Origin of the sequence: Myxococcus sp. SDU36 (assembly GCF_030168875.1) — a bacterium.
GTDB lineage: Bacteria > Myxococcota > Myxococcia > Myxococcales > Myxococcaceae > Myxococcus > Myxococcus vastator.
Window position 1 is genome coordinate 2,138,428 of sequence record NZ_CP077414.1, and the last position, 21,916, is coordinate 2,160,343.

The window sequence follows — 21,916 nt, forward strand, 5'->3', positions numbered from 1 at the left end:
CGGGCCCGCGCCCCCTCCCCTCCAACGCGGGCCCGCGGCGGCGGCCTCTCACGTCACCGCGCCTCCTCCTCGAGCCTGTCCATGAAGCTGAAGCGACTCCCCGTCCTCGCCCCCCTGTGCGCGGTTGTCCTGGGCGCATCACCCGGGGCCTGGGCCCAGACCGCCGCGCCCGCATCCTCGGAGGTCCCCACCCCGCCGGAGGCCACCGCGGCGACGCCGCCCTCCGGGAGCGAGCCCGTCACCCAGGCGCCCCAGGAGGACGCGCTGGCGGCCTCCACACCCGAGGAGATGGCGGGCACCACCGAAGTGGTGGATTCCCGCCCGCCGCCCGTCATCCGGCCGCGGATCGCGGTGGGCAACGAGACGTTCTACGTGAAGCCCGTGCTGGCCATCGCGGGGGGCGTGCACGTGGAGAACCTCATCCAGACGCTCAACCGCAACCGGGAGAGCCGCGCCACCACGCTGGCGCTCACGCGCTTCGGCTTCGAGGGCCGCCTGGGTTCGTACGTCTCGTTCCGCAGCGAGTTCGAGCGCAACATCAAGGCGCACGGCTCGGGCGTGTGGGAAGGCACGGCCTCCCTCAGTGTTCGCGACCAGGTGATTCGCCTCCAGCGGTGGAACACCATCCTGGAGGCGGGCATCGTCCTGGACCCCGCGAGCGTGGACTTCATCTCCACCCACGTGGCGGACACGCTGCTGGCCGACAAGTACACGCGGGATCCGCTGCTCTACAGCGGCTTCAACCGGGGCCAGGGCGCCCAGGCGGCCTATGAATGGAACGGCTTCCGCGTGGGCATGGGCTTCACCGCCGCCAACCCGCTCAGCACCTCCAGCTCCTACCAGGTGGGCGGCTCGTTCGGCGGCGGCAGCCGCTTCTGGGAGCGGCCCCTGGCGAACTACCGCAACGGCCAGCCCGATGACGACCTGCACTTCCAGGTGCTCAGCCCGTCCCTCACCTATGCGAACGACCTGGTGGAGTTCAAGGCGCTGGCCCAGGTGTTCGACGTGAACTACCAGACGTCGTCACGCACCGACCCGCTGCTGCGTGGCAACAACCTGCGCGGCAACGTGATGCTGAAGCTGCATACGAACGTGGGCATCCCCCTGTTCATCACGCCCTTCTTCAACATCGCGCGCGTGCAGAACGACGTCGTCAACAGCGCGCCCGGCTTCGCCGACCAGCTGCTCGACACCCACTACACCGCCACCACCGTCTCCGCGGGCATGGACATCAACGTCCTCGGCCGGTCCGGCATCGGCTTCCAGTTCGCGCGCGTCTCCGACCGCTCGCCCGGCTTCGTGGCCCCCACGGGCGAGACGCCGTCGAGCGAGCCCATCACCCGCACGCTCCAGACGTTCCTCAACGTGGGCGGCACCTACTGGTTCACCGACGACGTGGCCATTGGCGCCCGCTACGCGCGCTACCAGAAGAAGCAGGACGGGCTTCGGGACGAGATTGACGCGTCGTACTTCGCGACGCTGCGACTGGTGCTCTAACGTCGTCGAACGTCCAACCCGGGAGGGGAAGGCATGGCTGGGACACAGGGGACGCAGGACTCCATCTTCAAGGTGGCGGTGGCCAGCTTCATTGGCACCGCCATCGAGTGGTACGACTTCTTCCTCTATGGAACAGCGGCGGCGCTCGTCTTCAACCGCCTCTTCTTCCCCTCCTTCGATCCGCTGACAGGCACGCTGGCCGCCTTCGGCACCTTCGCCGTGGGCTTCATCGCCCGGCCTCTGGGCGGCGTGGTGTTTGGCCACTACGGCGACCGGATTGGCCGCAAGGCCATGCTGAGCGCCACCCTGATGTTGATGGGCGTGGCCACCTTCGCCGTGGGGCTGCTGCCCACCTACGACGCCGTGGGCTTCTGGGCCCCCGCCCTGCTCGTGCTGTTGCGGCTGGTCCAGGGCTTCGGGCTGGGGGGCGAATGGGGCGGCGCGGTGCTGATGGCCGTGGAGCACGCGCCCGCCCACCGCCGCGGCTTCTACGGGAGCTGGCCGCAGATGGGGGCCCCCGCGGGGCTGCTCGTCGCCACGGCGGTGTTCTCCGTGTTCTCCCAGCTCCCGGAGGCGCAGTTCCTCGCCTGGGGCTGGCGCGTCCCCTTCCTGCTCAGCGCGGTGCTGATTGGCATGGGCGTGTTCATCCGCCTGCGCGTGGCGGAGTCCCCTGTCTTCCAGCAGCGCCAGCAGGAGCCACATCCGCCCGGCCTCCCGGTGCTGGAGGCGCTGCGCACGTACCCGAAGCAGATCCTCCTGGCCATGGGCGCGCGCTTCGCGGAGAACGGCTTCTTCTACATCATCACCACGTTCGTCCTCTCCTACGGCACCGAGCGCCTGGGCCTGCCCCGCTCCACGCTGCTCAACGGCGTGCTGGTGGCCACGGCGGTCCACCTGGTGGCGATTCCCCTCTTCGGCGCCGCGTCGGACCGCTTCGGGCGCCGCCCCGTGTACCTGGCGGGGGCCGTGGGCTGCGCGCTGATGGCCTTCCCCTTCTTCTGGCTCATCGACACGAAGGCCACGGCGCTCATCTGGCTGTCCATTGTCCTGGGCATCATCGCGCACGCGGCGATGTATGGCCCCCAGGCCAGCTTCTTCTCCGAGCTCTTCGGCACCCGCGTCCGCTACAGCGGCGCGTCGTTGGGATATCAGCTGGCGTCGGTGTTCGCGGGCGGCCTGTCACCGGTGATTGCCACCGCGCTGCTCGCCTGGTCTGGAGGACAGTCCTGGCCGGTGTCGCTCTACATGGTCGCGCTGGCCGTCATCACGCTGGTGTCCGTCTACCTGTCCGCGGAGACGTTCCGGGAGCAGCTCACCGAAGCGCCTCCGGGAAGTCCGGCTCCGGACGCGCTCAGCGCGCCGTCCAGCCACAGTCCATCACCTGCGCCGCCCCAGTGATGCCCGCCGCGGCGTCCGAGCACAGGAAGGTGACGTAGGCGGCGACCTCGGAGGGCTCGAGCAGCCGCTTCACGGCCGCGGGCGCCAGCATGACCTTCTCCACGACCTCCGCCTCGCTGATGCCGTGGACGCGGGCCTGGTCGGCGATCTGCCGCTCCACCAGCGGCGTCCGGACATAGGCGGGACAGACGGCGTTCACCGTGACGCCCTTGTCCGCGGCCTCCAGCGCCACCGTCTTCGTCAGCCCCATGAGGCCGTGCTTCGCGGAGACGTAGGCGGACTTGTAGGGCGACGCCACCAGGCCGTGCAGCGAGGACATGTTGATGATGCGCCCCCACTCGCGGGCGTACATCAGCGGCAGCGCGTAGCGCGTCAGCAGGAAGGGCCCCACCAGCATGATGCGGAGGAGCTGCTCCCAGCGGTCCTCCGGGAAGTCCTCCACCGGCGAGACATGCTGGACCCCCGCGTTGTTGACCAGGATGTCCAGGCGCCCCCATTCCCGCTCGGCGGTGGCCACCAGGGCCCGGCAGTCCTCGCGCGAGGACACGTCCGCGCGCTGGAAGCGAGCGCCGGTCAGCCGCCTGGCCGCCTCCGCCCCGGCCACCTCGTCCAGGTCCGCCAGCAGCACCCGCACCCCCTGCGCCGTGAGGGCCTCCGCCACCGCGAGGCCGATTCCGTGAGCCGCCCCCGTGACCAGCGCGCACCGACCTGAATGTGGATTCATGTTCATGTCCGCATGGTGGAGCAAGGCGCTGGCGCCGGCAATGGCTCCACCCTCCCGCCCCGCGCACTCCGCGGTGGAGGTCCGCCGCCGCCCGGAGTAAGGGGGAGTCGGACATGCCCCTTCGCCTCGTGAAACGACTTGCCCGGGACTGGTTCCTGCTGGGGATGCTCGGCGCCGTCCTCCTGGCCGCGCTCTTCCCGGGGTTCGGCGCGTCGGGCGGGCCGATGCACGCGGACGTCGTCGCCGACGTGGGCATCTTCGCGGTGTTCCTGCTCCACGGCCTGGGCCTGCCCGCGGCCCAGCTCCGCGCGGGCGTGGTGACGTGGCGCGTCCACGTGGTGGTCCAGGCCTTCACCTTCGGGGTGTTTCCGCTGCTGTGGTGGCTGGGCGACGTGGTGGTGGGCCGCTGGCTGCCGTCCGACTTGTCGATGGGGCTGCTCTATCTCTGCGCGGTGCCGTCGACCATCTCCTCATCGGTGGCGATGACGGGCGCCGCCCGAGGCAACGTCCCCGCCGCCATCTTCAACGCCAGCCTGTCCAGCCTGCTGGGCATCGTGCTGACGCCGCTCATCATCGGCCTGTTCGCCAGCGCCACCGGGCAGTCCTTGTCCATGGGCCAGGCCGTCCTCAAACTGGCGACCCTGCTGCTGCTCCCCCTGGCCCTGGGGCAGTTGCTGCGCCCGTTGGTGGGCGGCTGGTTCGCCCGCTACCGGCCCTACACGAATGCCTTCGACCGGGTGTTCATCCTGGTCCTCGTCTATTCGTCGTTCTGTGACTCCATTGCCTCGGGCCTGTTCTCCGACTACGGCGCGGAGGTGCTGGGCATCGCCTTCGTGGGCGCGGTGCTCCTCCTGGCCACCGTGCTGATGCTGACCACGCGGACGGCTCGGGCGCTGGGCTTCTCCAAGGAGGATGAAATCGCGGTGGTCTTCTGTGGGTCGAAGAAGACACTGGCCTCGGGCGTTCCCATGGCGCGGCTGCTCTTTGGCGCCAGTCCCGCCCTGGGGCTCATCGTCCTACCGTTGATGTTCTACCACCAGGCCCAGCTCCTCGTGTGCTCGCTCCTGGCGGAGCGCTACGCGAAGCGCCCGGTGGGACAACCCGCCGCGTAGGTCTCGGTGCGCATCCCCGGCGGACCGGCACTGTGATAGGTGCGCAACCCACGTATGTCAGCGCCGCACAGAACCTCAGGGGCCTGGCTTGACCCGGCCGGTACAGCCCAGGCTGGAATGCACTCCATGGCCGAAAGACTCGTCTTCCCTCCCATCGTGGAAGGGCTCTTCGTCCGGGGACTGTCCGGGCGGGTGACGCCCCTGCTCAAGGAGCAGTTGCGAAGCGAGGGCCTGGACCTGGACCGGCCGCTGCTCCCCGCGTACTCCCTGGAGTCGTGGATTCGCTGCGTCACGCTGACGGCGAAGGCGCTGCACCCCCACGAGCCCGACGAGGTGGCGTGGCGGATGCTCGGCGAGCGGATGATTGACGGCTACCGCGACACGCTGATGGGCCGCGCCCTGCTCGGGGTGATGAAGCTGCTGGGGCCCTGGCGAATGCTGTCGAAGGCGCAGCACGGCTTCCGGACGAGCAACAACTACACCGAGGTCCGCATCACGGAGACGGGACCGACGGAGGCCGAGGTCTGGCTCAACGAGCCCGGCATGCTGCGCTACTTCAAGCAGGGCGTCATGCTCGCCATGTCCCGGGCCGCTGGCGGCGTGGCCGCGTCGGTGGAGGTCCGCGCGTTCGACGAACACTGCGTCACGTACCGCGTCTCCTGGAAGGACTCGGGCCGCTGAGGCGGCTTGCCCTGGGGGTCGCCCGTCTGCGACGGTAGCCGGCGCGATGGCGCCCTGGCGCCGTTGGTGAGGGGGACGATATGCCGTCGAGCGAGCGCGCCAATCTTCCGCGCTGGAAGGGGCAGCAAGGCTTCTTCGAAATCTGGTTCCTGTGTGTGCTCGACCCTGGGGGTGAGCGCGCCTGGTGGTTCCGCTACACGCTCTTCACGCCCGCGCCGGGGGCGCCCGGTGAGCCTCGCGCCATGCTGTGGGCGGCGGCCTTCGACTGCGCCACCGCCACGCCCGCGCTGGGATTGAAGGCCATTCATCCCCTCACCCGCTTCTCCACCGAGGCGCCTGGCCGCTTCGGCCTCCGGATTGGCGACGCGGAGCTCGCGCCGGGCCGGAGCCATGGCCGCGTCGCTTCGGGAGGCCACTCCATCGAATGGGATTTGCGCTACACGCCGGAGACCGCGGAGGCGGTGCGACGTGCTCCGCGGGGCGCTGACCTGCTGCCACTCACGACGCACGTGGCCCATGCCCATGACGACATCACCTTCACCGGCGCAGTCACCGTGGATGGGCACCGGTATGACGTCCAGGGCGCGCCGGGGCTGCAGAAGCACCTGTGGGGACACCGCCGGCTGGAGGAGCTGTCGTGGCTCTACGTGCCGCGCTTCCAGGAGGACCCGGAGGCCCGCCTGGAGGTGCTGTCCGTGCGCTCCCGCCAGCATCCGCTCAGTCCCCGGCTGTCGCCCATCTACCTGCGCACCGCGCAGCGGGAACACCGGTTCCACGAGGCCCCGGATTTGCTGTTCACGCGCCTGCGGTCGCCTCAGCCGGGGGAGCTGTGCTTCCAGGCGCGCTCGGCCACCGTGGCCGTGAAGGGCCGCGCGTGGTGCGACCCCAAGACGCTGGTGGGCTACGTCTACCGGGACCCGACGGGCTGGGACGTCCACGTGGCGCAGAGCGACGTGGCCACCTGTACGCTGGAGCGCTTCACCCGCCCCCATCCCTTCGCGGCGTGGAGACCGGACGGACGGCTCACCTCCACCGTGGGCGCCCTGGAGTTCCACGCGCCCAAGCCCCTGGAGGGCGTGCGCTACATCGGCTGGGATGAGACGTCTGTCTCGGAGCCACCGGGCGAGGCCCCGCCCGCGGTGGCCGAAGGCGCGTAGCGGCGCGAGCGCTCAGGGCGCCATCAACTTGCGGAGCGCGTCCAGCGCTTCGCTCGCCCCCACGCCCAGGAACAGGAGCAGCGTGGCGATGAGCGCGGCGTTGACGAGCCAGCCGTTGCGCAGCGCCCCCACCCACGCACGCCGGTTGTTCATCCACAGCAGCGTCGCGGCGAGCAGCGGCATGAACAACGCACCCATCACCGCGTAGGCCAGCTGGGCGCGTTGCAGGGGCACCCACAGCAGCGGGAGGGGCACCACCGCCATCGCCACGAGGTAGCCGCGCCACGCCCGGGTGCTTCGCAGCGGCGCCGCGCGCGCGGGCTCCTGGCGGTGGACGCGCAGGAAGTCCGCGAAGAGATACGGGATGCCCTCCCAGACGCCCAGCAGGCTGGAGAACACGGCGGCCCAGAAGCCCCACAGGAAGAGCCAGTAGCCGAACGGCCCGATGATGTCGCCCAGCCGCTGCGCCAGCAACGTCGTCACCCGGAGGCCGCTGCCCTGGAGCTGCACGGTGGAGCCGATGATGACCATCGCGATGCCGAACAGCGCCGTCAGCGAGTAGCCCATGGCGAGGTCGGCCTGACACGTCCGCAGCCACCCCGCGCCTTCACGGCCTCGCTCCCGAATCCAGTAGCCGTAGGAGAGCACCGTCACGGTGCCGCCCACGCCGCCCAGCAGGCCCAGCACCCAGGCGGTGCCGCCTTCGGGCATCGTCGGAATCACCAGCCCGCGCGCGGCGGCGCTCCAGTCCGGTCCCGAGGCCGCGGCCGTGAAAATCACCGTGACGAACATCAACCCGATGCACGCCGCCATCAGCCGCTCGAAGAAGCGGAAGCCCCCGGCCCACACCAGCCCCAGCCCCACGAGCGCATGCACCACGCCCCAGATGCGCCGCGACGTGTCCGGATCGCTCGACAAGGGCCACAGCGCGTCGCCCGCGGCGCCGCAGGCGGAGATGAGGGCCCCGCCCGTGAAGAAGCTCCAGCCCAGCAGATAGAGGAGGAAGCCGTAGCGCAGCCACGCGCCGAACCGCGCCCAGCCCTCCAGCACCGTGGTGCCCGTGGCGAGCTGCCAGCGCGCGATGCCCTCGTTGAGGAAGCCCTTCAGCACCGCGCCGACGATGGCGGCCCAGAGGATGGCCATCCCCACCGCGGAGCCCCCCAGGCTCGCGGTGAGCAGGTCCCCTGCCCCCACGCCCGTGGCCGCGACGAGCATGCCGGGGCCGAAGCGGGCCATCCAGCCCAGGCCGGCCGGCGGCACACCGGCAGGCGACTGCGCCGTTGAAGGAGAGGAGGTGTCCATGGGGCGGGAACCGGGACGGTACCCCGCCTCATCCGCTCAGGCCATGGCCTCCAGCGCGCCGCGTATCACCGGGTACGTATCCTGCGACGCAGTGCTTCCCATGAAGGTGTCCAGGTGGCCGTACCCCGCCAGGACCTTCCGCTGGTAGTACGACTCACCGTTCTCTTCGCGCAGCCACTCGTAGGTGAGCTCCGTGGACGCGGGCATGTACGTGCCATTCTGCTCTCCGGACACGAAGGTGATGGGGCGCTTCAGGTGCTCGGCGCGCAGGTACGACGGCGGCCGCTCCCGGCCGTAGCGCCGGAGGTTCTCCTCCCGGCCATGGTCGAAGCCCACCGCGTAGCCCGAGCGCGCCATCTGCGCCAGGTGACGGAACGTCAGCATGTTGCAGGGGCCGAACTGCTCGTCGAGCCGGTCATGCGTCTCCCGGTTGAGGCGCGCGTGTCGGAAGAGCTGCCCGTACATGAACGTCAGCCGGCGGCAGACGGTGCTGTCGCATTCATGGCGGAACAGGTCCACGAAGGTGCCGAACGCCGCCTGGAACAAGGGGCTGCTCGGGTCCTCGTCCGGCGTCAGGTAGTCGCGGGTGACGTCCAGCACGTCCGGCAGCCGCAGCATCGCCTTGAGCTGCGTTGAAGGCGGGACGATGTGGTGCAGCGCCACCTGCGAGGCGACCACGCTCTGGACGTCCGGCAGCAGCCCCGCCGCCATCGCCATGAAGAACGTCGCCGAGCCCGCGCAGTGCACCACCGCCTGCACGGCGTCCGCGCCGGTGCGCTCGCGGACACGCCGGACGGCGGCGGGCATGTCGTGGCGGGCGGCGTCATCCAGCGTGAACTGCCGCAGCGGCAGCTCCACGCTGGCGCGCCAGTCCAGCAGCCAGGTGTCGTAGCCGTGGCGCACCAGGTGCTGCACGAAGTTCTCCCGCACCGTGGGCAGCATGAACATGCCGCTCCACACCCCCGCGCCATGGACGAGGAGGACAGGCCCCTTCGCGCCACCCTGGTAACGCGTGAGCTGCAACGGAGCGCCGTCGCCCGCGGGAAAGTCGTGCCTCTCGGCGGAAGGCAGCGTGTTCATGAAGCGCTCCTCGAATGGGATGAGAAACCGTGCACCACGGCCTCTGCGATGCGCTCGGCCACCGCGCTGATGGTCATCACCGGGTGGAAGCCGAGGGCGGTCGGGATGACGGAGCCGTCCGCCACGTGCAGCCCGGGATGGTGGAAGACCTCTCCCTCGGTGGACACCACGCCGCGCTCGGGCGCTTCCGCCAGATGCGCGCCGCCAAGCGAATGCACCGTGAATGGCCGCTTGAAGAGCTGCCAGGTGACCAGCGGCGCGAAGGTGGCGCCGTACTGGGCCGCCAGGTCCCGCATCGCGTCCGTCATCCGCCGCACCAGCTCCGCGTTCTCCCCGGCGAAGTCCCACGACACGTCGAGCTGCCCGTCATCCAGGTGCATCCGCCCGTTGGCGTTGTCCTGGCCGATGCCGAAGAGATTGGACGTGCGCGCCGCGTCCACGTCGTCGCGCAGGGGCCGGCTCAGCAGGCCCTTCTTGAGGGCCGCGTGGAGGGCGGGCCCCAGGCAGGTCCACAGCGGCGCGCCCAGGCCCTGGAGCCGCCCGAGGCTCGGCTGTCCCAGGCCCGCGAGGACCTCCGTGGCGGGCTGGTTGAACGTGGCCTTCACCAGCGTGAAGCGCGGCTGACGGTCGGTGAAGCGCATCACCGTGGACACGTCGGGGCCCACCCAGGGCTGGAGGTCCTCGCGCGCGCCCTGCATCGACGCCAGGAAGTCCCCGTTGCCCGAATAGCCGTGGCCCAGCCGCCGGCTCACCCGAGGCAGCGTCCGCGCCACGTCCCGGCTGCGCAGCAATATCTCCACCGTGCCCAGCGTCCCCGCGGCCAGCACCACCCGCGAGCCCTCCACGGTGTGCCGCTCCCCTGACACCAGGTCCCGGCAGTGGACGCGGTACCCCTCCCGCACCGGCTCCACGTGGGAGACGAGCGTGCGCGCCAGGACCAGCGCCCCCAGCGCCTCCGCCCGCGCCAGGTACGTCAGGTCCATGGTGTTCTTCGCGCCGTGCTGGCAGCCGAACTCGCACTCGGCGCAGAGCTGGCACACGCGCCGCCCCGGACCCAGTGGCTCCGAGAAGGCCACGGCCACGGGCGGGTCGAACGTCTCGCGCCCCATGCCCCGGGCCGCGCGCTGGAAGAGGTCTCGCTTGCGCAGCGGAATCGAGGGCGGCACCGGATTCAGCCGCAGCTCCCGCGCCACCTTGTCGAAGTAGGGCTCCAGCGACTCCCGGCGATACGCCCGGGGCCAGCGCGGGTCTTCGAACACCTCGGCGTCTGGCCGCACGTGGACGTTGGCGTAGATGAGCGAGCCGCCGCCGACGCCGCTGGCCGTCACCGTGCCGATGCCGGACAGGAAGCGCACGTCGAAGAGGCCCTGCGCCTTGCGCCGCTCGGCATGGCGCCAGAGCACCTCATCCGTGCGCGTCACGTCCCGGGGAAAGCCGCCGGGCCGGTAGCGTTTTCCGCGCTCCAGGACCAACACGGACTTGCCCGCCTGGGCCAGGCGCAGCGCGCTGATGGAGCCTCCGAAGCCGGAGCCCACGACGACCACGTCGTACCGAGATGCCTTCGCCACGATGCGCCTCTCCTATTCCAGCTTGGTTCGCGCGAAGACGTCCCAGAGGTTGCCCATGAACATGCTTCCAAAACGCTTCAGGGCATGGGCCTTCGCCAGCGGTGACGTCGTTCCCAGCACGGCGAAGGTCGTGAGCTGCTGGAGGAAGTCCGGCATGCCCAGACGGATGATGCCGCTGGCCACCGCGGGCGCCTGCCGGTCGCTGCCCCGGCGGATGACGGTGTAGAGCGTGGACGTGTCCGACCACATGTCGAAGCCGTCGTCGTCCCGGACGTGCTTGTAGCCATCCAGCAGGTACTGCTGGCCGTCCATGCCGGTGAAGGGCAGCAGGTAGAGCATCCGCCGCTCGTAGTAGCTGTCCGTGTCCACGAAGAGGTTGAAGACGCCGTGGTCCACCTTCGCGCCGCCAGGTGGCGTGAGGCCGTGGACGTGGACGGTGCCCTGCGCGATGCCCGAATGGGCCTTCTCCGCGAGGAAGCGGTCGAGGTGGGTCACGGTGATGGTGAGGACGAACTCAGCCACCCTGCCCTCGGACTTGCCCTCTTCCTCGGCGCCCGCGTAATCCGTGTCCGGCAGGTGGCCGGGGTTGATGAAGCCGCGCATCCGCTCGGTGAAGCGCAGGCCCACCACGGGCGTTGGCGACAGCACCGTGCCTCCCTCTGGAATCACCACACTCCGCATCGGGTCCTCCCTTGGCACCCCCCGCGTGGGTGCCACGCTCGGGCTCATCCGCATCGACGCGCGGAAGGGCTCCGCCGCCGCTGGGCCCATAGCCGTCCCGGCGCGCTCGGGGGCGGTCCAGGTGGGGTTCCCCAGCACCTGACGGATGGCGGCCTCGACGTTGCGCTCCGCCACCGCGGCGATGGTGGACGACGGATTCACCCCGGTGCTCGCCGGCAGCGCGGCGCCATCCAGCACGTAGAGGCCGGGGTGGCCGTGCACCTCGCCGTCCGGAGTCAGGACGCCGTAGGCGGGCTCCTCCGCCATGGCGCAGCCGCCCAGGTTGTGGACGGACACGGGGATATGCAGCCGATCCCACAGGGGGTTGAAGACGGCGCGCGCCCCGAGCGCCCGCGCGATGTCCTGGCAGAGCTGCTCCTGCGTCCGGTACAGCGGCAGGTTGGAGGGCACGTCCCAGCGCACCTCCATGTCCCGAGTCAGGGGCCGCAGCGCGAGCCGCCCGTTGGCGCGGTCCCTCCCCATGGCCAGGAAGACGGCCTGGAAGCGCCCGCGCTCCTTGCCCATGACGGTTTCGGGCCGGGAGCGCCGGCGCAGGGCGCGGATCAGCTCCTTCTGGAGCAGGTCCGCGGGGACACGGAGGTCCCGGCCCATGTCGATGACTTGAAGCAGCCCCGCTGCCTGCCCGGGGTGCCCGCCCTCCTGGAAGAGGAACCACGTCTTGTCCGCGCCCTGCCCCTGGTCCACCACCAGGCTGGTGGTGATGGTGGGGCCTTCGGAGGGGTCCCACACCTCGCGCGTCTCGAAGGCGAAGGCCAGGAAGTCGCCGTTGGCCGAGTAGCGGCACCCCAGCCGGTCGCTGAGGCGCGGGAGCGTGCCCCACTGGTCGCGGCAGCGCAGCAGCAGCTCCGTGGTGTTCACCGTGCCGGCGCACAGGAACACGCGGCGGGCCTCCACGGTGCGCTCGGCGCCGCCCGCGGCGTGGTCGGTATAGGTGACGCGATAGCCCGCCGGAGACAGCGGCTCGATGCGCGTGGCCTCCGCCTGGGTGGTCATCTCCGCGCCCCGCTGTTCGGCGAGGGCCAGGTAGTTGAGGTCCAGCGTGTTCTTCGCGCGGACGTTGCAGCCGATGTCACACTCGCCGCAGTAGTTGCAGCCCTCCTGGGCGACGCCGAACTTGTTGGGCAGCGGCTCGCCAGCGGGGGCGAAGCGCACGGCGAGGTCCGGGTAGAAGAACTGCTGTTCGCGGCCGAGCTTGCGCGCGACCTCCCGCATCCGCTTCGCCTTGGTGGGCAGGCCGCGCGCGGACGCGGTGATGGGCTGGAGGTCCAGCATGTACGCGACCAGGTCGTAGTACGGGTCCAACGCGGCGCGGCTGTAGCCCTGGGGCCAGTCGGTGTCGAAGGTCTCCGCGGGCGGGCGCAGGTGGACGTTGGCGTAGATGAGCGAGCCGCCGCCGTAGCCCGCGGCCTGGACGATGCTCATCCCCGGTAGCAGCTTCACGTCGAAGAGGCCCTGGTTGTATCGCCAGAGCCAGCCGTTGAGCGGGTTGCTCCAGTCGCGGGGAAAGCTCCCCTTCGGGTAGCGCAGGCCCCGCTCCAGGACACGCACGGACAAGCCGGCCTGCGCCAGCCGGCAAGCCGCCACCGCTCCCCCAAAGCCGGTGCCAATGACCAGCGCGTCGTACGTCGGCGCCATGTTCCCCCTCGTCGCGACCCGTCCCCTGGGCAGGTTTCAACTGCCGACCTATTAACGCACGAGGGTCTGATCCTTCGACCTCCACACTTCGAGGCGGGCCAACCCCTTGAAATCAAATGCGGGATGGAAGCGGATGGAGCTCCATGCACGCCTGACAGCGGAGGAAGTGGTCGGGATGGAGCGCTTCCCAGCACCAGAAGGTGGGCAAAAGGCGCTCCGTTGGTTGTCCGCAAACGGCGACGAGCCGCTCCCCCGAGCCATCATTCGCGGCGAAGAAGACTCGCGCGTCGCAACTGGTGCGTGTTGGAGGCGGCCCCATCCGTCTTCCACAGGCTGACCTCGCCCTCGTCGTTGTCCACGAGGAAGTAGAGGCATTCCAGTCAGGCACGGCGACTGCACTGGCGAACGTCCGCGCCTGGAATCGAAGCCCTGCGCCAGGCGCACGCAGCCACCGGCATGTGCAACGCCCCAGTTCCAGACGACATGGCGACACGTCGGGCACGCGCGCGCCGGACACAACGTCACACGAGGTCAAACCCAAGAATGAATCCAACCCAGCAGAAGCTGCACGCGCGGCGGCGTCACGTTCGCGGATTCACGCTGATTGAAATCATGGTCGTCATCACCATCCTCGGCCTCATCGCCGCGGCGGTGGGCGTCTCCGTGATGTCGAGCCTGGAGGAGGCCAAGCAGAAGACCGCCACCCTGGACATCAAGACGTTGGAGACAGGGCTCAAGCTCCACTACCTGAAGACAGGCAGCTTCCCAGAGACACAGGCGGGCCTGGAGGAGCTCCTTCAGGCCCGCTCGTTGGAGCGCCTGCCAAAGGACCCGTGGAACCGCGACTACGTGTACATGAATGATGGCGGCCGCCCTGTCATCCTGTCGTACGGCGCGGACGGTGTCCCAGGGGGTGAGGGCAGCGACGCGGACATCTCCTCCCAGGTGGAGTCACCATCCGCGAGCGCGGCCCGCCGCCCCAAGGGGCGCCGTTAGCCCGTCACGCGGGCGATGGCCGCGCCCAGGCCCTGCTCCACGACGTTCCGGTAGGGCCCCTCGGGTACATGGGGGAGCGCGTCCACGGCAGTGCCTCCTCCGGACGGCGGGCGGCTTCCGCCTGCATGCCCTGAGCGCACAGCTTCACAACGGGGTTCTCCGGGTCCATGCCCTGCATGATGCCCGGAGCGCCTCCCCTCACGAAGCCCCTGCGCCTGACGCGTCAGCGGCCCGCCGCCACCCGCGCGAAGTGGTGCGCCAGACGGTGCAGGACCTCCGTGTTGTCGGCCTCCGCGGCCTTCAGCCTGGGCAACTGCGCCTTCAGCTCCTGGAGGTTCTTCCCGCGCTGCTGGAGGCTGTCCGCCTCCAGGTCGAGCCACCGGCCCATCTCCATGGCGGTCAGCTCCAGGTGGAACTGGAAGCCATAGGACGTGCCCAGCCGGAAGGCCTGCTGGGTGTACCGGTCCGTGGAGGCCAGCAGCGTGGCGTCCGGGACGGGCGCATACGAGTCACCGTGCCAGTGCGCCACCACCGTGCGCGGACGGGCACCGGACAGCACGGAGTCCTTCTGCGCCTCCGGCGTCCATCGCACCGGGCCCACGCCCACCTCGAAGCCATTCTTCCCGGGGAACACGTCCGCCCCCGCCGCCGCCGCGAGCAGCTGCGCGCCCAGACAGAAGCCCAGGCACGGGCGCTCGTAGGCGAGCCGCTCCATGAGGATGCCCAGCTCCTGCCGCAGGAAGGGATGTTGCTCGGATTCGTAGACGGCCATCCGGCCGCCCATGACGACCAGCAGCTCCGCGTCCACGTCCTCCCGGCGCACGGCGCGGAAGCGGTTCACCAGCGTGAAGCCCGCCTCCTGCAACACCGGCCCCAGCAGGCCGGGCCCTTCGTGCTCCTCGTGCTGGAACACCACCGCGCGCATCGACGTCACCTCCCGAGCCGCGGGCGCCCTGCCCGCAGGCTCAATCGTATGCGCACGACGTGCAGATGTTGAGGCAGGTCCCCACCTGCTCTCCGGATTCCTTCACACACTCCTGGTTGCGGGCGCAGTTCACGTCGCTCGTACAACCCGGCACGCACTCGCTGAAGGTGGCGTCCGCGCAGTACTGCCCCGGCTGGCAGGGGTCATCACCCATGAACCCTCCGCACTCGGTGTACCCCTTCTGAAGGGGCGCCACGACACAGGCGCCGGTACCCAGGGTGAGCACGGCGAGGACGGCGGGCCAGAGACGGGTACGCATCGAAAGACCTTTCGGGAGCAAGCGCAGGATGCCCGCTTGCTCCCGACGTCCGTCCGGGCGCTGTATTCACGGCCCGTGCGTCGCCCTACTCCGCGGCCGGCACCGGGCAGCGGTGGCGGAAGCTGTCGCTGAGCGCCACGGCTCCCTCACGCCAGTCCGGCCAGCGGTCCCTGTGCCAGCGGTCCGAAGGTGCCCCGTGGAATCTCGAAGGCCTGGAGGATGGAGAGGAGCACGTCCCCGCACCGCTTGCCCTGCGCCCGCATGTGCCGGCCCGGCCGGAGGGCGCCGCCCGCGCGCCCCGCGAGCAGCACCGGCATGTCGTAGTGGTTGTGCCAGTCGCTGTGCGAGATGTCGCTCGAGTAGAAGACCGCCACGTTGTCGAGCAGCGTGCCCTCCCCCTCCGGCACCGCCTTCAGCCGCTGCACCAGGTGCGCGAAGCGGCCCACCTGCCACCGGTCGATCTCCAGCTTGGCCGCCACCTTCACCGCGTCGTTGCCGTGGTGGGAGGCCTCGCCGTGGTGGGAGAAGGCCCGGCCGTTGACGGTGAACAGCATCGGGCTGACGCAACTGCCGAGCATCAGCGTGGCGACGCGGGTGGCGTCACACTCGAAGGACTTCACGATGAGGTCGCACATCAGGTTGGCGTAGGCCGTGCCCTCCATGGGGAGGCCCACCGGCCGCGCCCCCGGGGGGCACGCGGCGGCCGGGGCGCCCTGCTCCGCCTTCTGGATGGCGACTTCGATTTCGCGAATGCCCGTGAGGTACGCATCCAGCCGGAGCGTGTCCGCCTGGCCCAGCTTCGCCTGAAGCGCCTTCGCCTGGCCCGTCATCCGGTCGAGCACGCTGCGCCGGTACCTCCCGAGGCGCCGCTCCGCGTCCGTGGGGCCTTCGGCCTGGAGCGAGCCGAAGAGCCGGTCGAAGATGACGCGCGGGTCGTAGACGTTGGGCAGCCGCTGGCCGCGGGAGAACGTCGCCACGCCGTGGTCCTGCATGTCGTCATACGACGACGTCTTCGGGTCGAAGAAGCCATCCCCGTTCGCGTCGCGGCAACCCGGGTTGGAGTCGCCGTGGTTCTCCACGCCGAGCGTGAGCGCCGGCACGCGCACCTGGGCCGACGTGGCGCGCGCGATCACCTGGTCGATGGAGTCCGTGTCGCCCGCGACGATGCGCTCGGACGCGGTGAGCATCATCCGGAGGCCGCCCTCGTGCGTGCGCTCGTAGTAGTCCCACGCGCCCAGCCGCAGGCCGCTCAGCACCAGGACGTCATCCTTCACCGACGCCAGCGGGGACAGCGTGGGTGTCAGCGCGTAGCTCGCGCCTTCCGTCGCCGGGAACCATTGGTCCGGGACGACGCCCGCGGAGTGGAACATGCCCACGAAGCGCAGCGGCGGCGTCGCGCCGGACGCTTGCGCCCGGGCCAGGGAGGGCGCCATGGCCTCCAGCCAGGGCAAGGCGAGCGCCGCTCCCGTGGCACCCCGCAGCAGACTGCGTCGCGACAGCTCCCAGGGTTTCGATTTCGGCACGGGGGATCCTTGTTGGCTGAGCCACGGGCTCGCTGAGCAACGAGGGTGCCACGACACCGTGTCGTCAGGAGTTCCGGGGAATTGCAACCTTCGTGGATTCCCGAGGCCACGACAAGGGGCTGGCCCCCCACCCGGGTGGGGGTGTCGTCCCCGCTGCTCAGGCCTTGGGCTTGCGGATGCGCAGCAGCCCTTCCTGGGCCACCGAGGCCACCAGCCGGCCGTCACGCGTGTAGACGCTGCCGCGCGACAGGCCGCGCGCGTTGCCCGCCCACGGACTGTCCATGGCGTACAGCAGCCAGTCGCTCACCTTCAGGTCCCCGTGGAACCACAGGGCGTGATCCAGGCTGGCGCCCAGGATGCGGGGCTGGAAGAAGCTGGCCGCGTGGGGCAGGAGCGCGGTGCTGATGAGGTTGAAGTCGGACGCGTAGGCCAGCACGTACCGGTGCACCTGCGGATCCTCCGGGAGGTTGCCGTTGGCGCGGAACCACACGTGCTTGATGGGCGCCTTCGCCTCCGGATTGAACGGATCCACCGGCGCCACGGGTCGGATCTCAATCGGCCGCTCCCCCAGGAACTTCTCCCGCAGGGCCTCCGGGATGCGGGCGGACAGGCGGCTCAGCAGCTCCTGCTCCGTGGCCAGCTCCTCCGGGCCCGGCACCTCCGGCATGGGCGCGTGGTGGGCAAAGCCCTCTTCGTCCCCATGGAAGGAGGCGATCATCGTCAGGATGGGCTCGCCCTTCTGCACGGCCACGACGCGGCGCGTGGTGATGCTGCCGCCGTCCCGCACCCGGTCCACCGTGTAGACGACCGGAAGCGTCGCGTCACCCGGCCGCAGGAAGTAGCCGTGCAGGGAGTGGACATGGCGGTCGGCGGGCACCGTCTGGCTCCCCGCGGACAGCGCCTGTCCCAGCACCTGGCCGCCGAAGAGCTGGCGGAACCCCAGGTCCTGACTCCGGCCACGAAACAGGTTTTCCTCGATTTTCTCCAGCTTGAGGAGCGACAACAGCTCGTCCAGGACTCGGCTCATGGCCCTGTCCTAATCGACCCAGGGGCCGGTGTCTCGGGGAACGAGCGCCTGGCCGCAGCGCATCAATGACATACAGCGTCATGGGTTGCCTCCGCTTTTCGCAACCTTTGAGAGCGGGGGATCTTGAAGCGCGATGCCCTCCTGCGCGACGCTGATGCTCAACGCTGGACACTCCATCCGGGGGGCGAATGCAGGCAAATGTGTTCACGGCGGTGCTGATGCCGCTGGCGCTGGCTGTCATCATGCTCGGGCTTGGCCTGACGCTGACGCTGGCGGACTTCAAGCGGGTCATTGTCTATCCGCGCGCCATCCTGGTGGGCCTTGGCTGCCAGATGTTGGTGTTGCCGGTGGCCTGCCTGCTCATTGCCCACGCCTTCCGTCTGCCGCCGGAGCTGGCGGTGGGGCTGATGCTGCTGGCCGCGTCCCCTGGCGGCGCGACAGCCAACCTCTTCAGCCACCTGGCCCGCGGTGACGTGGCGCTCAACATCACGCTGACGGCGGTGAACAGCGCGCTGTCGCTCGTCACGCTGCCGCTCATCATCAACCTGTCGCTGGCGCACTTCATGGACGAAGGCCGCGCGGTCCCCATGCAGTTCGCGAAGATTGTCCAGGTGGTGTTCATCGTCCTGGGGCCGGTGAGCCTGGGCATGTTCATCCGCTCGCGCAGCGCGGCCGTGGCGCAGCGCATGGACAAGCCCATTCGCATCCTGTCCACCCTCTTCCTCCTCGCCGTGATTGGGGCGTCCGTGTACACGGAGCGCGCGAATGCGCTCAGCTTCTTCCGCCAGGTGGGCCCGGCGGCGCTGGCCTTCAACGTGGTGAGCCTCGCGGTGGGCTACTTCGTGCCCGTCGCCCTGCGCCTGCCCCGGCGGCAAGCGGTTGCCATTGGAATGGAGATTGGCATTCACAACGGGATGCTTGCGATTGCCATCGCGCTCAGCCCTACGCTGCTGGCGAACTCGACCATGGCCATTCCCCCGGCCATCTACAGCCTCATCATGTACTTCACCGCGGCGGCCTTCGGCTTCTACGTCAGCCGGCGCTACGCGGATGAGCCGTCCCCCGCTGCACACCGCCCCCCCACGTCACTCCCCGAGAAGGTGTCTTGATGACGCTGCGTCGACCGCTGTCCGTGCTCTCCCTGTCGCTCTGCCTGGGATTCTCCGCGCCAGCCGCCGCCGAAGAGCCCGAAGTCGCTGCCCTGCCGTCGACTCCGCAGACAGCGCCCAAGCCCACGGATGCGCCCACGGCCCCCACGCTCCCACCGTTGGGGCCCGACACCCGTCTGTATTTCGCCAACATCAACTTCCTGCGTTGGAACCCGCTGGGCATGGAGACCCAGAACCGGCTTATCCTCCAGAAGCGGATGTTCGACGGCGAGTCCATGTTGACGCGCGACAACTTCGTCAACGGCGCGTTCGCCATCAAGGCCAACCCCGCCTCGGTGAAGATTGGCCCCGTCTTCGAGGTCCAGCCGCTGGCCATCTTCAACCTGCGGGCGACCTATGAGTACGTCCGGTACTTCGGCACCTTCGGGTTCCTCCAGTCGTACACCAACCCGATGTCGGACTTCTCCGACGACGCGCGCGGCCTCACGCTGGACGACGCGTACAGCACCTCCGGGCACCACTACATGCTGGAGCCCACGCTCCAGGCGCGCTTCGGCTCCTTCGTGGTGCGGAGCAAGACGTCCGTCGAGTACTGGAACGTGGCGCTGCGCGAGGGCAATGGTGCGTCCTTCTATGACGCGCTGCTGGACACGCTCATCCCCGGCCGGGGCTGGGTGTTCACCAATGACACCGACCTGATGATGCTGACGACGCCGCAGCTCACGCTGGGGGCCCGCTTCAGCGGGGTGTGGCCGCGCTACCAGGATGGCTCGGGCGGAGCGCAGAACGTGGACAACAGCCACACGCGCATCGGCCCCATGGTGGCCTACTCGTTGAATACGCGCGAGGGCTCGTCGTTCAACCGGCCGACGATTATCTTGAACTTCGCGTGGTACCTGAACCACCCGAACCGTGGCGGCGCCCTGCCCTACATGATGGGCGCCTTCGCCTTCACGTCCGACTTCCTGGGCGGCTAGGCGGGACACTTCCGCCGGGCGTCCCTCCTTGGAGACGCCCGGCGTTGAAGCAAGGGTGAGCCCGCGAAGGCGCCCGCCTGGCTCAGTGCGCTTCGTCGTGGGGGTCGTGGGCGTGGCCGTGCTCCAGCTCCTCGGCCGTCGCGGCGCGGACGTCCCGCACGGTGACCTCGAAGTGCAGCGTCTTGCCGGCCAGCGGGTGGTTGAAGTCCACCAGCACGGAGTCGGCCTTCACTTCCTTGATGAAGAAGTCCACCTCGTCCCCGTCCGGGTCGGTGGCGCTGAGCACGCCGCCCGCGACCAGCTCCAGGCCCTCCGGGAACTCCGTCTTCGGGACTTCCTCGATGCCTTCCGCGTCGTAGTCGCCGTAGCCCTCGTCGGGGCCCACCGTCACCTGGAGGGTGTCGCCACGCGACTTGCCCTCCAGCGCCTTCTCCAGGCCCGGCACGATCTCCTCGTGCCCCTGCAGATAGACGAGCGGCTCCCCCGGCTCGCTCTCGTCCACGGCCTTGCCGTCGCCGAGATGGAGGCGGAAATCGATGGAGACGACGCTGTCCTTGGTAATTTTCATGAGGCCCTCATAGCGCACGGCCGTGGCGCGTGCCTCAATCATGTGCCTGTCTGACAATGGGGCGAGCGTCCCTCCCCGACCGACTGTCCGATTCCAGTGGTGCGGAAGCCCTGGATGCTCAGGTCCCCGAGCGAGGGCTCCCCATTCCCAGGTCCAGTGAGGCCGCCCGGGTGCTCCGAGCCAGGCGTGTCTCCAGGCGAAGCAGTCGTCGGTGGTGGTCCACGGGCAGCTCCGCCGCCGAGGCCAGCTTCGCGTGGTGCAGCGCCCGCGCGAGGTCCTTGAGGCCGTGCTCGTACAGCTTGGTGAGCTGGAGGTGCAGCGTGGCGGCCTGGAAGCCCTGGGCCGTCTTCAGGGCCTGGTGCAGGTGCGCCGCCGCGGCCTGGGCGTCACCCGCCTTGCGTGACAGCCGCGAGGCCAGGGTCAGGGCTTCGATGCCCACGGCGCCCGTGTCCCCCGCCGCCGCGGCCCGGGCGAAGGCCTGGGCGCGCTCGTAGTCGCGAGCCCGGAGCGCCACGCCCGCGAAGCCGAGCAGATCGCGAGGGTCCGCGTCCCGGGGCACGGAGGCGCCTGGGCCGCCCGCGCGGAAGCGGCGGACCAGCTCGCCCAGCAGGGCCGCCAGGAGGAGGAGGTCGTTGACGTTGTGCTCCAGCACGGGCGTCAGCGCCGAGCCGTCCCCGCCGCGCAGGTAGCGGAAGTACAGGTCGGGAATCAGCGCGCCGTCCACGTCGTCAACGCGCCGGAAGCCGAGGACCTGGTCTTCCAGGTGGACCAGCCGCGTGCCGGCGCCCCGGTGCTTGAAGACGCGGCGGGCGCAGTGGAGCAGGTCCAGGTGGGGCAGCTCCGCCGGCGCGGGGACGCGGTTGAGGACGAAGCGCGTGCGCAGGAGCGGCCAGTCGAAGCTCTTGCCGTTGAAGGTGACGAGGCAGGAGGAGTCGGCCATGCGCTCGGCGAGCGAGCGCAGCATGGGGGCCTCTTCTCCCAGGCGTCGCAGGAAGAGCTGGTGCACCTTGAGCGAGCGGCCCTCGAACCACGCCAGCCCGACGAGGAAGGGCACGGTGCCGGTTCCTCCGGCGAGCCCCGTGGTCTCCGTGTCCAGGAAGAGCATCCGCTGGAAGTCCACGCCCGCCAGGTCCGCGTGCAGCGCGAGGCTGGCGACCAGGGCGCCCTCCACGTCCAGGGCCGCGGCGAGGGGCGCGGAGCCGTGGTGGTGTTCCGGGGCGAGGATGCGCTCGGAGACGTGGACCGTGCCGTGGGCCGTGGCGCGGGACTCCACGGGCAGCGGGCCCGGCGGTGCCGGCGGTGGCGTGCCCCGGCGCGCGGCGGCCACGCCCTGGCGCTCCGACCAGTCCGACAGCATCCGCCGCAGGCTGTCGATGCGGGGATCTCTCGGGGCGGATGGAGGTGAGGCCGTGACTGGGAGCGCCGCCGTGGCCACCGTATCGGGCACGCTCGGCTCGGCCCGAGACGCGGGCTCGGCCTGTGGCTCCGCCGCTGGGGGCTTCGGGGGTGACTTGCCCCCGGGGCCCACGCTCGTCAGGCGCGCCAGCTTCCGCTTGAGGTCCACGGCCGCGCCTCCC

19 protein-coding genes are annotated in these 21,916 nt (G+C 70.1%); 8 read left to right on the forward strand and 11 right to left on the reverse strand.

The annotated features are described in order from the left end of the window. Window positions 1–81: 81 nt before the first annotated feature. A complete protein-coding gene (locus tag KGD87_RS08365; RefSeq protein WP_284666936.1) occupies window positions 82–1,497 on the forward strand; it encodes a dihydrolipoyllysine-residue succinyltransferase component of 2-oxoglutarate dehydrogenase complex in 1,416 nt (471 codons plus the stop codon). Window positions 1,498–1,530: 33 nt separating this feature from the next. After that, the gene (locus tag KGD87_RS08370; RefSeq protein ID WP_284666937.1) at window positions 1,531–2,895 is read left to right on the forward strand and encodes an MFS transporter; all 1,365 of its coding nucleotides are present in this window, start codon (window positions 1,531–1,533) and stop codon (window positions 2,893–2,895) included. On the opposite strand, the gene KGD87_RS08375 is transcribed toward KGD87_RS08370, so the two are convergent. Then, window positions 2,849–3,619 (reverse strand): 3-hydroxybutyrate dehydrogenase, encoded by a 771-nt coding sequence (locus tag KGD87_RS08375; protein ID WP_284666938.1) that lies wholly within the window; start codon window positions 3,617–3,619, stop codon window positions 2,849–2,851. The genes KGD87_RS08370 and KGD87_RS08375 overlap by 47 nt on opposite strands. 113 nt (window positions 3,620–3,732) lie before the next feature. On the opposite strand from KGD87_RS08375, the gene KGD87_RS08380 reads away from it, so the two are divergent. The 3 genes from KGD87_RS08380 (at window position 3,733) to KGD87_RS08390 (ending at window position 6,569) form a co-directional block, all read left to right on the forward strand. Beyond that, window positions 3,733–4,731 carry a bile acid:sodium symporter family protein gene (locus KGD87_RS08380; RefSeq protein ID WP_284666939.1) on the forward strand — a complete coding sequence of 333 codons (999 nt, stop codon included), beginning with the start codon at window positions 3,733–3,735 and terminating at the stop codon, window positions 4,729–4,731. Window positions 4,732–4,857: 126 nt separating this feature from the next. Continuing rightward, complete coding sequence (locus tag KGD87_RS08385; protein ID WP_284666940.1) at window positions 4,858–5,412, forward strand: DUF2378 family protein; 555 nt, start codon at window positions 4,858–4,860, stop codon at window positions 5,410–5,412. A gap of 80 nt (window positions 5,413–5,492) precedes the next feature. Then, a complete protein-coding gene (locus KGD87_RS08390; protein ID WP_284666941.1) occupies window positions 5,493–6,569 on the forward strand; it encodes a hypothetical protein in 1,077 nt (358 codons plus the stop codon). 12 nt (window positions 6,570–6,581) lie between these two features. Here the strand turns inward: KGD87_RS08390 and KGD87_RS08395 are convergent, their stop codons facing one another. The 4 genes from KGD87_RS08395 to KGD87_RS08410 are packed head-to-tail and all read right to left on the reverse strand — an operon-like array spanning window position 6,582 to window position 12,895. Then, a complete protein-coding gene (locus KGD87_RS08395) occupies window positions 6,582–7,871 on the reverse strand; it encodes an Nramp family divalent metal transporter (RefSeq protein WP_284666942.1) in 1,290 nt (429 codons plus the stop codon). A 36-nt stretch (window positions 7,872–7,907) separates the two neighbouring features. Further along, window positions 7,908–8,951 (reverse strand): alpha/beta fold hydrolase, encoded by a 1,044-nt coding sequence (locus KGD87_RS08400; protein ID WP_284666943.1) that lies wholly within the window; start codon window positions 8,949–8,951, stop codon window positions 7,908–7,910. Beyond that, complete coding sequence (locus KGD87_RS08405; protein WP_284666944.1) at window positions 8,948–10,519, reverse strand: GMC family oxidoreductase N-terminal domain-containing protein; 1,572 nt, start codon at window positions 10,517–10,519, stop codon at window positions 8,948–8,950. Before KGD87_RS08405 ends, KGD87_RS08400 begins: the two co-directional genes overlap by 4 nt. Window positions 10,520–10,531: 12 nt before the next feature. Next, complete coding sequence (locus KGD87_RS08410) at window positions 10,532–12,895, reverse strand: GMC oxidoreductase (RefSeq protein ID WP_284666945.1); 2,364 nt, start codon at window positions 12,893–12,895, stop codon at window positions 10,532–10,534. A gap of 543 nt (window positions 12,896–13,438) precedes the next feature. On the opposite strand from KGD87_RS08410, the gene gspG reads away from it, so the two are divergent. Next, a complete protein-coding gene (gene gspG, locus KGD87_RS08415) occupies window positions 13,439–13,891 on the forward strand; it encodes a type II secretion system major pseudopilin GspG (RefSeq protein WP_284666946.1) in 453 nt (150 codons plus the stop codon). A 223-nt stretch (window positions 13,892–14,114) separates the two neighbouring features. Here the strand turns inward: gspG and KGD87_RS08420 are convergent, their stop codons facing one another. From KGD87_RS08420 to tesB, 4 genes are all read right to left on the reverse strand, one after another. Further along, on the reverse strand, window positions 14,115–14,816 hold the full coding sequence (locus KGD87_RS08420) for a glutamine amidotransferase-related protein (protein WP_284666947.1): 702 nt from the start codon (window positions 14,814–14,816) through the stop codon (window positions 14,115–14,117). A gap of 40 nt (window positions 14,817–14,856) precedes the next feature. After that, window positions 14,857–15,135, reverse strand: a complete 279-nt coding sequence (locus tag KGD87_RS08425; RefSeq protein WP_284666948.1) for a hypothetical protein — start codon at window positions 15,133–15,135, stop codon at window positions 14,857–14,859. Between the two features lie 146 nt (window positions 15,136–15,281). Further along, window positions 15,282–16,658 carry a DUF1552 domain-containing protein gene (locus tag KGD87_RS08430; RefSeq protein ID WP_284666949.1) on the reverse strand — a complete coding sequence of 459 codons (1,377 nt, stop codon included), beginning with the start codon at window positions 16,656–16,658 and terminating at the stop codon, window positions 15,282–15,284. Between the two features lie 157 nt (window positions 16,659–16,815). Beyond that, entirely contained in the window at window positions 16,816–17,685 is an 870-nt protein-coding gene (gene tesB, locus KGD87_RS08435; protein WP_284666950.1) for an acyl-CoA thioesterase II, read from the reverse strand. A gap of 188 nt (window positions 17,686–17,873) precedes the next feature. Here tesB and KGD87_RS08440 point away from each other — a divergent pair, with 188 nt between their 5' ends. Then, window positions 17,874–18,794, forward strand: a complete 921-nt coding sequence (locus KGD87_RS08440) for a bile acid:sodium symporter family protein (RefSeq protein WP_284666951.1) — start codon at window positions 17,874–17,876, stop codon at window positions 18,792–18,794. Next, the gene (locus tag KGD87_RS08445; RefSeq protein ID WP_284666952.1) at window positions 18,794–19,771 is read left to right on the forward strand and encodes a hypothetical protein; all 978 of its coding nucleotides are present in this window, start codon (window positions 18,794–18,796) and stop codon (window positions 19,769–19,771) included. The genes KGD87_RS08440 and KGD87_RS08445 overlap by 1 nt, the downstream gene beginning before the upstream one ends. 82 nt (window positions 19,772–19,853) lie before the next feature. Here KGD87_RS08445 and KGD87_RS08450 read toward each other — a convergent pair whose 3' ends face one another. Continuing rightward, window positions 19,854–20,339 (reverse strand): FKBP-type peptidyl-prolyl cis-trans isomerase, encoded by a 486-nt coding sequence (locus KGD87_RS08450; RefSeq protein WP_284666953.1) that lies wholly within the window; start codon window positions 20,337–20,339, stop codon window positions 19,854–19,856. A gap of 118 nt (window positions 20,340–20,457) precedes the next feature. Further along, a complete protein-coding gene (locus tag KGD87_RS08455; RefSeq protein ID WP_284666954.1) occupies window positions 20,458–21,903 on the reverse strand; it encodes a ribonuclease H-like domain-containing protein in 1,446 nt (481 codons plus the stop codon). Between the last annotated feature and the right edge of the window lie 13 nt (window positions 21,904–21,916).

Coding starts and splice junctions, on each gene's coding strand:
- KGD87_RS08365 (WP_284666936.1), top strand. CDS start 82: ATGAAGCTGAAGCGACTCCCCGTCCTCGCCCCCCTGTGCGCGGTTGTC.
- KGD87_RS08370 (WP_284666937.1), top strand. CDS start 1,531: ATGGCTGGGACACAGGGGACGCAGGACTCCATCTTCAAGGTGGCGGTG.
- KGD87_RS08375 (WP_284666938.1), bottom strand. CDS start 3,619: ATGAATCCACATTCAGGTCGGTGCGCGCTGGTCACGGGGGCGGCTCAC.
- KGD87_RS08380 (WP_284666939.1), top strand. CDS start 3,733: ATGCCCCTTCGCCTCGTGAAACGACTTGCCCGGGACTGGTTCCTGCTG.
- KGD87_RS08385 (WP_284666940.1), top strand. CDS start 4,858: ATGGCCGAAAGACTCGTCTTCCCTCCCATCGTGGAAGGGCTCTTCGTC.
- KGD87_RS08390 (WP_284666941.1), top strand. CDS start 5,493: ATGCCGTCGAGCGAGCGCGCCAATCTTCCGCGCTGGAAGGGGCAGCAA.
- KGD87_RS08395 (WP_284666942.1), bottom strand. CDS start 7,871: ATGGACACCTCCTCTCCTTCAACGGCGCAGTCGCCTGCCGGTGTGCCG.
- KGD87_RS08400 (WP_284666943.1), bottom strand. CDS start 8,951: ATGAACACGCTGCCTTCCGCCGAGAGGCACGACTTTCCCGCGGGCGAC.
- KGD87_RS08410 (WP_284666945.1), bottom strand. CDS start 12,895: ATGGCGCCGACGTACGACGCGCTGGTCATTGGCACCGGCTTTGGGGGA.
- gspG (WP_284666946.1), top strand. CDS start 13,439: ATGAATCCAACCCAGCAGAAGCTGCACGCGCGGCGGCGTCACGTTCGC.
- KGD87_RS08420 (WP_284666947.1), bottom strand. CDS start 14,816: ATGCGCGCGGTGGTGTTCCAGCACGAGGAGCACGAAGGGCCCGGCCTG.
- KGD87_RS08425 (WP_284666948.1), bottom strand. CDS start 15,135: ATGCGTACCCGTCTCTGGCCCGCCGTCCTCGCCGTGCTCACCCTGGGT.
- tesB (WP_284666950.1), bottom strand. CDS start 17,685: ATGAGCCGAGTCCTGGACGAGCTGTTGTCGCTCCTCAAGCTGGAGAAA.
- KGD87_RS08440 (WP_284666951.1), top strand. CDS start 17,874: ATGCAGGCAAATGTGTTCACGGCGGTGCTGATGCCGCTGGCGCTGGCT.
- KGD87_RS08445 (WP_284666952.1), top strand. CDS start 18,794: ATGACGCTGCGTCGACCGCTGTCCGTGCTCTCCCTGTCGCTCTGCCTG.
- KGD87_RS08450 (WP_284666953.1), bottom strand. CDS start 20,339: ATGAAAATTACCAAGGACAGCGTCGTCTCCATCGATTTCCGCCTCCAT.